21 protein-coding genes are annotated in these 12,584 nt (G+C 38.8%); all 21 read left to right on the forward strand.

Annotated features, from left to right (window positions below; all coding sequences use genetic code 11):
• Positions 1-692: 692 nt before the first annotated feature.
• Positions 693-965 (forward strand): CPCC family cysteine-rich protein, encoded by a 273-nt coding sequence (locus ACYVB1_RS08900; RefSeq protein ID WP_460922966.1) that lies wholly within the window; start codon positions 693-695, stop codon positions 963-965.
• An 8-nt stretch (positions 966-973) separates the two neighbouring features.
• The gene (locus ACYVB1_RS08905; RefSeq protein ID WP_460922968.1) at positions 974-1,258 is read left to right on the forward strand and encodes a hypothetical protein; all 285 of its coding nucleotides are present in this window, start codon (positions 974-976) and stop codon (positions 1,256-1,258) included.
• 48 nt (positions 1,259-1,306) lie between these two features.
• Positions 1,307-1,837, forward strand: coding sequence for a hypothetical protein (locus ACYVB1_RS08910; protein WP_460922970.1), 531 nt, complete (start codon positions 1,307-1,309; stop codon positions 1,835-1,837).
• Between the two features lie 69 nt (positions 1,838-1,906).
• Positions 1,907-2,176 (forward strand): hypothetical protein, encoded by a 270-nt coding sequence (locus ACYVB1_RS08915; RefSeq protein ID WP_460922972.1) that lies wholly within the window; start codon positions 1,907-1,909, stop codon positions 2,174-2,176.
• A gap of 180 nt (positions 2,177-2,356) precedes the next feature.
• Positions 2,357-3,022, forward strand: coding sequence for a hypothetical protein (locus ACYVB1_RS08920; RefSeq protein WP_460922974.1), 666 nt, complete (start codon positions 2,357-2,359; stop codon positions 3,020-3,022).
• Positions 3,023-3,071: 49 nt separating this feature from the next.
• Positions 3,072-3,605, forward strand: coding sequence for a hypothetical protein (locus ACYVB1_RS08925; protein ID WP_460922976.1), 534 nt, complete (start codon positions 3,072-3,074; stop codon positions 3,603-3,605).
• Between the two features lie 99 nt (positions 3,606-3,704).
• Positions 3,705-4,280: a hypothetical protein gene (locus tag ACYVB1_RS08930; protein WP_460922978.1), complete on the forward strand. Its 576-nt coding sequence runs from the start codon at positions 3,705-3,707 to the stop codon at positions 4,278-4,280.
• A 575-nt stretch (positions 4,281-4,855) separates the two neighbouring features.
• Complete coding sequence (locus ACYVB1_RS08935; protein ID WP_460922980.1) at positions 4,856-5,092, forward strand: hypothetical protein; 237 nt, start codon at positions 4,856-4,858, stop codon at positions 5,090-5,092.
• A gap of 94 nt (positions 5,093-5,186) precedes the next feature.
• A complete protein-coding gene (locus ACYVB1_RS08940; RefSeq protein WP_460922982.1) occupies positions 5,187-5,804 on the forward strand; it encodes a hypothetical protein in 618 nt (205 codons plus the stop codon).
• Positions 5,805-5,911: 107 nt separating this feature from the next.
• The gene (locus tag ACYVB1_RS08945; RefSeq protein WP_460922984.1) at positions 5,912-6,565 is read left to right on the forward strand and encodes a hypothetical protein; all 654 of its coding nucleotides are present in this window, start codon (positions 5,912-5,914) and stop codon (positions 6,563-6,565) included.
• A gap of 141 nt (positions 6,566-6,706) precedes the next feature.
• Entirely contained in the window at positions 6,707-7,126 is a 420-nt protein-coding gene (locus ACYVB1_RS08950) for an energy transducer TonB (RefSeq protein WP_460922986.1), read from the forward strand.
• 90 nt (positions 7,127-7,216) lie between these two features.
• Complete coding sequence (locus ACYVB1_RS08955) at positions 7,217-7,615, forward strand: DUF7668 domain-containing protein (RefSeq protein ID WP_460922988.1); 399 nt, start codon at positions 7,217-7,219, stop codon at positions 7,613-7,615.
• Between the two features lie 144 nt (positions 7,616-7,759).
• Complete coding sequence (locus ACYVB1_RS08960; RefSeq protein WP_460922990.1) at positions 7,760-8,155, forward strand: hypothetical protein; 396 nt, start codon at positions 7,760-7,762, stop codon at positions 8,153-8,155.
• Between the two features lie 137 nt (positions 8,156-8,292).
• Positions 8,293-8,847 (forward strand): hypothetical protein, encoded by a 555-nt coding sequence (locus ACYVB1_RS08965; RefSeq protein WP_460922992.1) that lies wholly within the window; start codon positions 8,293-8,295, stop codon positions 8,845-8,847.
• Between the two features lie 140 nt (positions 8,848-8,987).
• Positions 8,988-9,383 (forward strand): hypothetical protein, encoded by a 396-nt coding sequence (locus ACYVB1_RS08970; RefSeq protein ID WP_460922994.1) that lies wholly within the window; start codon positions 8,988-8,990, stop codon positions 9,381-9,383.
• Positions 9,384-9,557: 174 nt separating this feature from the next.
• Entirely contained in the window at positions 9,558-9,956 is a 399-nt protein-coding gene (locus ACYVB1_RS08975) for a VOC family protein (RefSeq protein WP_460922996.1), read from the forward strand.
• 172 nt (positions 9,957-10,128) lie between these two features.
• The gene (locus tag ACYVB1_RS08980) at positions 10,129-10,377 is read left to right on the forward strand and encodes a hypothetical protein (protein ID WP_460922998.1); all 249 of its coding nucleotides are present in this window, start codon (positions 10,129-10,131) and stop codon (positions 10,375-10,377) included.
• A gap of 138 nt (positions 10,378-10,515) precedes the next feature.
• Positions 10,516-10,758 (forward strand): hypothetical protein, encoded by a 243-nt coding sequence (locus ACYVB1_RS08985; RefSeq protein WP_460923000.1) that lies wholly within the window; start codon positions 10,516-10,518, stop codon positions 10,756-10,758.
• A 345-nt stretch (positions 10,759-11,103) separates the two neighbouring features.
• Positions 11,104-11,706 carry a hypothetical protein gene (locus ACYVB1_RS08990; RefSeq protein ID WP_460923002.1) on the forward strand — a complete coding sequence of 201 codons (603 nt, stop codon included), beginning with the start codon at positions 11,104-11,106 and terminating at the stop codon, positions 11,704-11,706.
• A gap of 82 nt (positions 11,707-11,788) precedes the next feature.
• Positions 11,789-12,040 (forward strand): hypothetical protein, encoded by a 252-nt coding sequence (locus ACYVB1_RS08995; RefSeq protein ID WP_460923004.1) that lies wholly within the window; start codon positions 11,789-11,791, stop codon positions 12,038-12,040.
• 140 nt (positions 12,041-12,180) lie between these two features.
• Positions 12,181-12,561: an NTF2 fold immunity protein gene (locus tag ACYVB1_RS09000; RefSeq protein WP_460923006.1), complete on the forward strand. Its 381-nt coding sequence runs from the start codon at positions 12,181-12,183 to the stop codon at positions 12,559-12,561.
• Positions 12,562-12,584 lie beyond the last annotated feature (23 nt).

The following is a 12,584-nucleotide window of genomic DNA, read 5'->3' on the forward strand; positions in this document are numbered from 1 at the left end:
ACTCTTTCGCTGACCATTTAATAGTTCGGTTTGGGGTTGCTGGTTCAGGTATGGTAGTATCAACAGGAAGATGAGGTGGAGGTATTGCTGCATACTTAGGTTTAAGTTGAGAGGGCAATATATACTATCTTTAATATTAAAAAGTTGTGGCTACTAAGCTGTGATTCTACATCATCTGCTATTCACTGCTCTTTTGCACTCATTCTGCCTGAGTTAAGTCTGATGCATCTTCTCATACCCTTACTGGCTACCAGTGCAGGTGCTGTAGATGTTGCTTTAAATGGTCTGTAGTCGTAAGTATTCGGATATATTCGGATACTTACGGATAGCCTGTACTGGTAAATTTGGACTGAAGTTGTTCTGAATCTACTGTCACTGGTGGGTTTTTGTCGTTGGTTTGCTCATGGAATGGAGGTGCAGGGTTATGAGCAGGAGGTAAAAAGAATACTTTACTGAAAAGGCGACAATTCAACAGTAAGTATTTCGTGTATTGGGGCTAAAATAAAGCGAAAGAGGATGTGTATTCCAGAAGATTTACTATATTGATTTAGGAAGATATTATGTCGGAAGCACATAAAATAGCCGCTGAATCTGCAAAACTGATTAAAAAGCAGGCGGTTGGACTTCCGCACATAGTGCAGATAAACGGAATAGACTTCCGTTTATACCATAGTTGTAGCGCATAGATAATAATGAAAATCGAGTTGGATGAATACTGCCCTTGCTGCGGCTATGATACCTTTGAAGGGGAAGAAAGATTGCAATACATTATCTGCCCGATTTGCTTTTGGGAAGATGACCCGATTCAATTTTCTGAACCTGAGTATGAAGGTGGTGCAAACAGAGTATCGTTAGTTCAAGCGCAAAGGAACTTTGAAGAGTTCAGAGCTTGTGAAAGAGAAATGATAAGGCATACCAGAAAACCAAAAGAATCCGATGTCAGAAAGTCAAACTGGCTGAATTAATTGAAGTGATGAAGAAAGTACTGACAGCTAAAAACTCCATTATCGGAGTCGGAATAATCCTGATTGATTTAGCTGTATATATCTTCCTCGGGCTGCTATTGATGAGCTATGATGATTTCTATGATGAAAGGAAAGGTGAATATTGGAGTTGGAAAAGTATGTCAGGTTTCGATAAAGCCGTAGTGTCAGGTATCCATGTTTGGAATTTCATCAATATTTTGGTGGTGTGCTACTTAGCCTATAAAGCAATTAAAATAATAAAACAACGAGCTACAACAACACCTTTACGGTAGCTGTGCCACCGCAAAGCCCAGTCCGTTGTGGTGCATTAAAATTATAATATGATGAAAATACTTTTGGCAATTGGTCTGTTCTTCCTGTCCACTATCAGTGGGGTTGCTCAAGAGTACAAGATAAAAGGAAGAATTGTCCTTGGTCAGTATTTGGCACCTGTTGGCGGAGTATATGTAGGCTTTGATTTTCCTTTAAAGTTCCAGACCTCACCTGAAGGACGGTTTGAGATAACTGCCAATGAGCAGCAAATTAATGACACACTCAAAATCTATCTTTTAGGTTACAACCAAATAAGCATCATCAACTTTCCTAAAGATTCAGTGCTTAACTTGGGGACTATACCCATTTACGAGTATTTCTATGGCGTGCCCTTGATACATTTCGATTGTGGAGCCTTAAATTTCGTGTGCAAGAAAAAACGCAGGAAGTTCTGGGAAAATTATGAAAGTGAACGGACATCCTATTTCAAAAAGATGGATACCATCATAGGGCACTACAGAATGTTCCTAAATGGAAAATCCTATGCGATAAGTTTTCCCGACCATTTAATTGATTTAAGCAAACCTATAGAAGAATAACGACACCACAACACCAGCTAAACGCCAACCTCGGCCGACGGCCTCCGCCGTCGCTTAGCCCAACCGTTGGTGGTAAAAGAAATTATAGAAAAGCCCTTGGACGAGTTAGATAAAAACTTTACTGCTGCCATTCTAAAAGCCTTGGAAGAAAAGCTCGGCAGAACACTTTCAGCAACTGAAAGGCTGGTTTTCTCAATGCCAAGGTCATCGATGGCATACGAAATGATTCTTGATTACATCACAGATAACGATAAGACACAAGAAGCAATTGAAAAGTATGTAGAGAATGTAGTTAAGGAATTCCAGGTTGTTATCAATAGTAAGGAAAATAGAAAATAAGAATGGACTGGTTCAACTTCCTGATTGGAATTGTTTTCCTGCTGACTGGCATCATTTTACTTCTTGCTAAACTTACATACTTTAAAGACAAGGACAGGGAGTGGCTTACTTATGGAAATGTTAAGCTAATTTCAGGAGCTATACTTGGCATAACGTTCGGGATNTACACAACCTTAATTAATGAAGAAATATTATATCATAACATACTGCGGGAGTGCATCAGGCGAAAGTGGTGAACAATGTGGGACGGACTATATTTTTGACAATGCCTGTGATGCTTGCGGAACTGGTGCTGAATTGAAGAGCAACTTAAAAGTAAGAGGAATAGCCAAAACTAAAAAGGACTTCTTTGAAACTGTTAACGGTGATTGCCTAATATCTAAGAATTTAAAAGAGAGGATAGATGAAATGCTGCCAAACCTTGGATTAAAGCAAGTATATGACAAAAAGAATCAGCCTCTGGATTTTTACCACCTTTACACCAGATTAAATCTGCCAAAATTCAAGAAGACTTCAACTGGATATGTTATCGAAAACCAATGTCCAGTTTGTATGCGGAATGGGTTTTACAATGATGTATCAATAGGCAATCCAACTACAGTAAAAGCTTTGATTTTCAAATATAAATACGAAGACTTAGTGTTAAACTCTAACTCAATCATCTTGAAAACTTGGGAGTGCAGCGGTCTATCAAACAGAGTTAAGTCTGGTAATAAGATTGTAAGATTTGCGAGACCTTGGATAGTAGTGAGAGAAGATTTAAAGGAAGTTTTAGAAAGCGAAAAGGTTAAAAACATCCACTTTGAGCAAATAAAAATAGAAGGCTGTGTACAACAAAATCTATAAGTTAGCTACGCCACCTTATAGCAGAGACCGTTGACAAAAATTATAATTTATGAAAACACGAATCTTCGCAGTACTTCTTGTAGTCTTATCTTTTCAAGTGAAAGCTCAGACAGAATCAGCTGACAGCCATAAAAAGGCAATCTTTGTTGAAGCCTATGGTCAAGGCTTACACGCATCTGTTAACTACGACATGCGCTTTAAAAAGGGGGTGCAGAGTGGACTTGGCTTCCGTTTAGGTGTTGGTGGAATCTCTACAGGGACAGCGAATGCTGACGCAGGGAATGAAGCCACAGGTGTTATAGCCTTTCCAGTAGGATTAAACTACTTGGTAGGCGAAAATAGAAGCTCATTCGAAGCTGGTATTGGACTTACACCTCATTATGCGGAGACTGATATTTACAGCCCCACAAAACCCAAAATTGTTAATGAGATTGGTTGGGGGACAAACGGCTATTTGAATTTAGGGTATCGCTTTCAGCCGTTGAGCAATGGCTTTATGTTTAGGCTCAACTGGACTCCTGTAATTAGTAGTACAGGTTTCTTAGCACAGAATTTTGGTGTCTCGGCAGGGTATAGCTTCTAAAAGAAGTTTAGCCATTGAAACAGTAATGTTTCCGTTGCTTCTGTAGTCAATCAAATACCAAAAGAGTAATCACAAGCAAAACTTTTGTCAACACGGTACATGAGCAAAGCATCGGCTGCGCCTCGCTCACCTCATGTACCAGCACCGTTGGCGTGCATTGGAATCATGAATAAACAACAAGAGATAGAAGAACTGTTTTTAATGTTTCACGACTTTGAGATAAAGAGCGTGAACAAAGACGGTGAAGCTTTGACCTTGGAGTTTGTGATTCCTTGGGGGCAAGTATGGAATCCTGCCATTTTGGAATACCAGATAAAAATAGAGCTGTTGGGGTGTAGTGATTTACTGTGTGAATACTTTCTGTTCAAAGACGATGAAGCCAACAAACTGAAGCCTGTTGCACTTCGAGAAACAGAGAAAAGAACAACAAGCGACCCACAGACAATGGAGAAGCTGGGGCTTGAAATTCAAAGCTATACCTGTATTCAACCAGATACTTATGTGCTTCATTGCAACAGTTCGCAAGGAATTGCTGGTGGTGATTTAACTTTAACAGCAACGGACTACCGCATCTTCAATAGTAATGGTGAACCTCTGACACTTGACCACCTGAAGCAATGGGCTACTGAATGGTGGGACGGGATTCAAGAAATGTGGGACGAGCAGAAAAAATAAAAACAACGAAACGCCAACAAGGCATATAAGTCATACTTCGGCTACGCCTCGTTCGCCTTCTATACAAGCCGTTGGGCTGCATGAGTAATTATGAAAAAATGAATTTCAGTAACTTCGACTGTTTACTTATACAATCTGTTTATCATTCTGAAAAGGGAGAAGAAGGAGTAGCTTTAGCAAATCTCATTGGCTATATAGACTATGTGAACCACTCCATCATAACTTATCAGGAATTAACCGAAAGTATAGAATTAGCTAAAGCATGTGGACTTATTTAAACGCATGGAAGAAAGCTGAAGACAACCGACTTATTTAAATTTTGGAGAAGCAGTTATCCAAAGAATCTCAGCATTACAAAGGAGAGCACAGAACTGCTTAACTTTTTAAATCAGAGATGTAAAAAGGCTGAAGCACTGACAAGTACTCCTGACTTCTCTGAAGAAGAGCTTAATAAAGCAATTGAAGAGTATTTGAAAAAATCACGATAGCCCAACGTGCTGGTATAGCAGCAAGGCTTGCTAACGCCACGCCTCTGCTATACCAGCACGTTGGGCAACATATCAAAAAAGAATACTATGCTTCCAAAGGACAGAGTAGAAGTTGCAAGTGATGTTAATGAGAGGGATGGAATCGGTGTAGAAATCTACAGGGACAATGAACTTGTGGTTGAAATTTTTCGTGACGACACCAAAAGGAAAAGAACAGTTACTTTATATAAGGAAAGTATTTCGTTAGAATTGATGGAAGAATGTATTGAAATATTTAGAAGAGAAATTCCCTGGGATTTTATAGATTATAAGGATATAGAATAAAATTACATTGCCCAACACCGTGTATAACAAACCCCTTGCTTCGCTGCGGAATTGCCATACACGCGGTCCGTTAGCATTAAAATGAACTATAAATATGAAAACAATCTTTCAAGCTATTCTTATTGCTGTTGCATTGAGCGCATGCAATGCTGACGTTAAGACAGAAACTAATAGTATTAGTCAAGCAGCAGTTGATAAGTCAGACGCTCAATCTGCCCGCTTCGCTCAGACAACGACAGAAATCAAGTCTACACAAAATAAGAGTAGCAGCTTGATAGGTAAAACTACTGTTGAAGTAGAAAACATGGGGTGGTTTAGTTGCGCTGGCACTTTGATAGATTCTGAACAAAGCGAGAGTCAGTACGCTGTTTCCCAACTCGCTAAATCACAAAAGGAATGTAGAAACGGAGAAGGTAAGATTCTGCTTGAAAGGTTTGTTAGGAGAAATGGGGACAAAGCTGTGTTTGAAGTCATAGATGAAATCAACATACAGTCAAACTATCCTAAAAAAGAATATAACTGGACAACCTGTGAAGTAAAAGGGGCTGACGGCGAGCAATTTTATGTGATACATTTTAAAGACCAGCGGCAGGCTGAACTTACGGAAATTTATGACTTGTGGACTGTAGACCTTATAGCTGGTAAATTTGTAAAGGTGAATAATGCGGAGGGTGTCACTTGCGTTAATCCTGACTACTCTGATGGATTATAAATTCTTATGCTAACCACACCTTTACCATAGCTTCGCCATGGCAAAGCCCAGTCCGTTAGCACATATTGAGTATACAAATTGAAGGACGGCATTGGTTGAATAGAAGTATGAAGCTAATAAATTATTTTGTAGTACTTTATGCCACGCTCCTTGTTAGCTGTCAGCCAAAAGAAGAGCATGCCTTGGTGAAGAATGAGTTCTTCACCGAAGAGGGGTTAAAAAAGTGGAATACTGTTACTGATGCAGCTTTGGATTCCTTCACTGCCTCATATGGGGAAAGCTTTATGATAAGCTATATTGAGAACTCTCTCAACCAATCCAATACAAATTCTTTAAACGAGCAGTCTGTTTTGTTAAGGGAAAGCTACATCGATTCGATGCGTAGGAGTGATTCTGTAGGAGACTCCATTCCTTATGATTCCGCCTATATAGTGGAACTGCACATGTCTGGAGAGGAAACATTTATTGGCAAGTATTTGATAATAGAGAAGGGCGATTCAGCTTCTTACTTTTTCACCAGATATGCACAAGGCGGATGGCTCCCTCTTAGAACAACCGAAGATAAAGCCTGTGAGTTAAACCGCTTCATCAGCGAAGTGCCGTCCCACACTGAAAAGTCTGCGTTTGGTGGTTTGGAAGAATTTGTAATAATAACGAAGTTCGCTGGCGAGGAAGTGACTGCAAAAGTATTTACCAGCTTATCATGGGATAATACTTCATGGCTTATGGACATGCTTCCAAACTCATTACAAATTTATTGATGCTTTGAAGACCACGCGGTGTCGGCACTTGTCACATTATAAAAAGGAAAAATAACAAGCGCTAACAAAGCACATGAGAAAAGCTGCGGCTACGCCTTGCTCACCTCATGTACAAGTACCGTTGGACAAAATGAAAAGTTAATGAAAGAGATTGTGTACTCATTACTCATTGTTGGTTTCATCTTCTCAGGCTGCGAACAAAGGAGCCTCGAAGGTGAAGAAAAAATAATTGAGACAGCAGGTGATGAGCTAATCATAGACCCAGTTGAATTCTTGCCAAGCTATCCTGGAGGTGAAGACTCGCTTACAGCTTATTTAAACAAGAATAATCAATGGAGAGTGGGGCAGTCAACGGTAGAAGGAAGAGTAGTTGTAAGCTTTCTTGTAAATGAAAAGGGTGAATTAAAGGAAATTGAAGTACTGAAAAGTCTTTGCTCATCCTGTGATAAAGAAGCTGTAAGATTAATAGAAAACATGCCTAACTGGATACCAGCTGAAGAAAATGGAAAGCCAATACCAAAGAGAATGATTTTGCCAATTAGTTTTAATGGTTTAAAGTAAAAATCCCTTTGCCCAACACTGCACATAAGCCAAGCTGCGGCTACGCCTTGCTCGCTTTATGTACGATACCGTTGGAGGTAATAAAAATCAATGAGAATTTTCGAAAATGACTTGTTTAAGGAGCAAGCCACAAAGTTCATTAAAGATTGGACCAGACTATTGTCGGAAGGAAAATTTCAAGAAGCTATAGATTTGTTAGACCACTCTGTGAATGAAAAGAGTGACTTAGTATGGACAAAAGAAACACTTAAAGAAGCTTTTTTAGATTATGGTGAAATAGGTAGAATGCCTATAATCAACGACCCTTACCTAATGGGCAGCGAAGGCGACATCATAGACTTCTATAAGTATGATGATGGGAGTGGTTGGGCAGTAGACTATGATATTCCATTAGATGGAGAAAGGGGCGATTTAACAGCACAATTCTCCTTCAAAAAAGCTTCTGGCGAAATGTATTCAATATTTTTGCAAGACCTTCACGCATTGTAAAACATTACTGCCCCCAACAACACCTTTACCGTAGCTACGCCACGGCAAAGCCCATTACGTTAGCAAAGATTAGCATTATGAAAGCAAGAAATCTCATCGTCAAAGAAGTTTAACTTGTATAGAAGGAAGTCATCTAAAAAAGCAATGATAGTTGGTTTAGCATTGGTGCTACCTCCTCTTATTTCATCCTGTGTAGGCGACAATCCAACGGGAGGGAGAACACTAAACATCTTTCTATATGGAATGCATCCGCAGCAGATTCCTGTGGTGTTAAAAGTAGATGATGAAGTCTTGCTAAAGGATGTGTGGGAGCCAAGGAAGATGTATAAAAAGTTCGTGCCTCCTGTAGCCCTGAAAGGAAAAGATGCTAATATCTATTTTAGCATTGGGAGTAGAGACACAACCTTCACCTATACTATTGAAGATAAGGAAAACTACCTGTGGCTTGGGTATTCTATGACAAACCAGTTTCTCGTTTCAAAGGAAGATTCAGTTACATTTCGAAGTAGCGGAGGAAATGATGTTGTTACTTATGATTGATACACCTTTCATTTGATTCTGTCACTACTTTAAAAGAAGAGAAACCAAAAATAAACTTTGCTAACAAAGCACATGAGTAAAGCTTCGGCTACGCCTTGCCCATCTCATGTACAATACCGTTAGCACATATAAACATAATGAATAAGAAAGAACAAATCTGGCTTGGGCTATTTTGTGTTTTGCCTGTAATTGGGGCAAAAGCTCTTGCTGATTCCATAGCTCCTAATGATGATATGAAGCTTCTGTACGCAGCTATGTTTGGTGGCTTTGCTGCTTTAATTGGATATGGCATCTATTACTCTACCAAAAATAGAAGTAACAGCATAAGAGCAATTTCATTAGCATTGGTTATTGGTGCACTGACTACAACTGTTGTCGTTGCATCAAATAACAGCTATCCCCAAACATGTCAGATATGTGGGTATAAAGCTATTGAAAAAGGAGACCCGACATGTGGTTATTGCTTTGAAGAAGTATCGGAAGAAAGGATGAAAGAAAAAGGCTACAACAGCCTTAGTGAGTTGGTTTATGCACGACAGCTTTATGTTTTTTATCAGGATTCATTAGAGCAGGTGGGCTTCTATAAGCCAGAAGTGTCTGAAGAAGGTTTCGAAAAAGATAAGGATTGGAAGCCGTTGATAACGATAGAAGACTTGCGTGATGTGCACGAAGAATTAAAAGCCGAAAAATAACAAGTGCTAACCCTGCACAGGCTATTTGTTCGGCTGACGCCTCCACAAAGCCTGTACTAACCGTTGTAGGTAATGCTAATCATAAACATCATACTTCTTCTATTGACTCTCTGAATTAAAACTTAGCTTCATATTAAACAATGGGAATGTTAATTCTTCCTTTTATACTGGGTTCCTTGATAGCATTTGTAGCTTCGGCAATTACGATAGCTAAATTGGTTGCCAAAAAAGAAGTAAAACTGCCATATCCTATCTATGGCTTTATGTTGGCTGCCACTCTCTATGGAGCGGTAATAGGCAGCTATGCAATAGAAAAAGAATATTGGGCTTTAAGTCCTTTATTTAGATTCCCAATCTTTATGTTTTTAATCCCTTTTGGGATTGCAGTAGTTACAAAAAGCAGTCAAAGCAAAGCCCTTAGGACAACGGCTATTTTACTACTCATTAGCATCTTATTCTCTGGTTTATACTTTGCTGCCTTCAACAACCTTACGTTTGAACTTTTGGACAAATTGGGTGCTCATGGGCATTATTAAAAATTCAAAAAGCACTACCTACAACACAGTTCATAATTTAGGTTTCGGCTACGCCTCGCCCATATTATGCACCAGCACGTTACCTGCAAGCTGAAAAAAACATAGTGCTGAAATCGGAAAATTGCATTTGGGGAATGATAGCTTGAAAGCATTAATAATTGAAACAAATCTGATATGAAACAACAGGTATCAACATTTTTGACATTTCAAGAAAACGACGCTGAACAAGCAATGAACTTTTACGTGGAGTTATTTGAAAATTCTAAAGTTATTGACATTCAGCGCTATGGAAAAGACGGACCAGCGAAAGAAGGAACAATAATGAAAGCCACCTTTGAACTGAAAGGAAGTCAATTTATCTGTAGCGATAGTTATGTACAACACGAGTGGACATTCACTCCTGCCGTTTCTAATTGGGTAGAATGTGAAACTGTCAAAGAACTTGAAACCCTGTTTGAAAAGCTATCTGAAGACGGAAAAGTAATGATGCCATTGGGTAATTACGGATTTAGTCAAAAGTTTGGATTTGTTGAAGACCGATTTGGCGTCTCTTGGCAACTGAATTTACTATAAGGGTGAAATGAATAATGCCAGCAGGTAACAAAACAAACATGTTATTGGGCATAATCTGGAAATTCAGGCTTCACGGCTATTTACAGTCTAAGCAGTAGGTGGATAATGATTCGCTATTAAATGCCCAACACCCAGTTTGCGGAACGTTGGCAGGAATAAAAATCATAAAAATATGCTTCAAGCAATATTTGGTGCCGTTTTTCTTGAGCTTATTGGATTGTTAGTAAGATGGGTGACTCTTTATATAATAGATACTGTAAGGGGAAAAGAACCAAAATCTTTCAAAACAATAAGGATTAAGTATAAGGGAATAACTGCCAATAATGTTGCCTACGATTTTGGGAATAAAGTAATAGGGACAGCTTTTTTATTGGTAGTGATTTGGATAGTTTTTAAAGCTGAAAATTTATTTCAGAATTGATGTGAAACTGCTGCATTGCTTCAATTATAAAAAATTAAGAATAACTTCTGCCAACCATGCACAGGCACCATGCTCGGCTGATGCCTCACTTATTGCCTGTACAAGACGTTGGTGGTAAAAGGAATTATAGAAAAGCCCTTGGACGAGTTAGATAAAAATTTTACTGCTGCCATTCTAAAAGCTTTGGAAGAAAAGCTCGGCAGAACACTTTCAGCAACAGAATGGCAGGTTTTCTCAATGCCAAGGTCATTGATGGCATACGAAACGATTCTTGATTACATCACAGATAACGATAAGACACAAGAAGCAATTGAAAAGTATGTAGAGAATGTAGTTAAGGAATACCAGGTTGTTATCAATAGTAATGAAAATAGAAAATAAGAATGGATTGGTTCAACTTCCTGCATGGAATTGTTTTCCTGCTGACTGGCATCATTTTACTTCTTGCTAAACTTACATACTTTAAAAACAAGGACAGGGAGTGGCTTACTTATGGAAATGTTAAGCTAATTTCAGGAGCTATACTTGGAATAACGTTCGGGGTTTATTTCATCGTAACGTCTTTGTAGAACTTCTTCCACCAACACGGCACATAAGTTATACTTCGGCTACGCCTCGTCCGCCTTATGTACTATCCGTTAGCGTGCATATGAAATGATAAAGCTCCTATACATAATATTGCTCGCTTTCATTTGTTCCTGTACCACAATTGCACAGGATAAACAAATGAATAATTCATCTCTGAAAGAAGGTGCAGCCAAACAATTAATTAAAGTTGACTCGATAGAGCAATATAGTTTTGACACATTGCTAAGTCATGGTTATCATTTGTCTTACAGGGTATACCCAAGTTCTACAACTGAAGAAGTATTACAGAGCCTAACTTTAGTTAAGGGGAAAAAAGATATTAAAGTACTGAATGAAGAAGATTCTGAAATGCTACATAAGAATCTTGGCTACATAGGTGCTGATTTTGGAGATACTTTTTTGTTTGTGTATTCTTTCGGTGCAGGTAATCCGCACCAAATACAACTCATAGAAAAGAAGACTGGAAATGAATTATTAAATGGTATTCTGGTGGACGTAAATGAAGCTGAACAGGTGCTTCTTTATATCACTGACCTACACGAAGAGAACGAAGCCTTAATGCTCCACGACATAAAGAATAAGAAGAAAATCTTAGTTAAAGATTTCCAAGATTCACTTTGTGCAAGAGAGCAAATAGGCGGACTTAGAAATTGTGTAGAGATAGATTCTGTGACTTCTAAAGAAAGCATTTTGAAGATTGAATCAGAAGAAGAACAAATAGTGAAGAAATACAAACGCTAACCACGCCTAAACTTTAGCTACGCCACAGTTCAGTCCAGTACGTTGGTTTGTATTTGGAATAACAAAAAAGGAAGAAAAACAAATGGAATGGAATGAAGGTGCCAAATTCTTGATTTTTGCAATGTTTCTTGTTCCAGTTTTCATTGTTTATTTTATCCTTAAAATTACAATGCGGTATTTCCCTTCTGGACAATCATTCGTAGAGAAATCTAAAAGTGAAGGCTTGGCTTACAAATTCATAATTGAAGTAGGGCTACTATTTATAAGTGCATTGTTGACTTATGGACTGTTGAGTTTAATAGTCTTCTTCAAAGGAGAAGGACTGCTTGAATAATTTAAAAGCAAGAAGTAAGCACTAACTGCGGTAGGTCTGAGAAGAAAAACATAAACCAACAAGGCATATAAGCCAAGCTTCGGCAACGCCTTGCCCACCTTATGTACTAACCGTTGTATGGTATCGTAAGTCATAAAAGAATGAAAAAAGCTTTACTTCTCTTCCTGCTCATGCCATCGCTTCTTGCGTGTTCTGCGCAAGGCGGCTCCGACAGAACAAAGTTAGGAATGGAGTATGCAAAGCGAGAATTAACTAACGCACTAACGCAAAGTAAACAGAAGCAGGTTCTTGTAGAAAAAGTAATCAAGAATAAAGAGACTGCAATAGGTGTGGCGGAAACAATGCTGTTCAGTATCTACGGGAAAGAAAGCATCGTTATACAGCGACCTTATGAGAGCCACTTGATTGATGGTTATTGGGTGCTTAACGGAACTCTTCCACCAGGTCAGGTAGGCGGAACATTCCTGATAATACTCGATTCAACAGATGGTAAGGTAATCAAGCTAACGCACTGGAAATAAGAACAACACCGTACACCAAAGTA

Source organism: Pontibacter brevis (assembly GCF_054779655.1).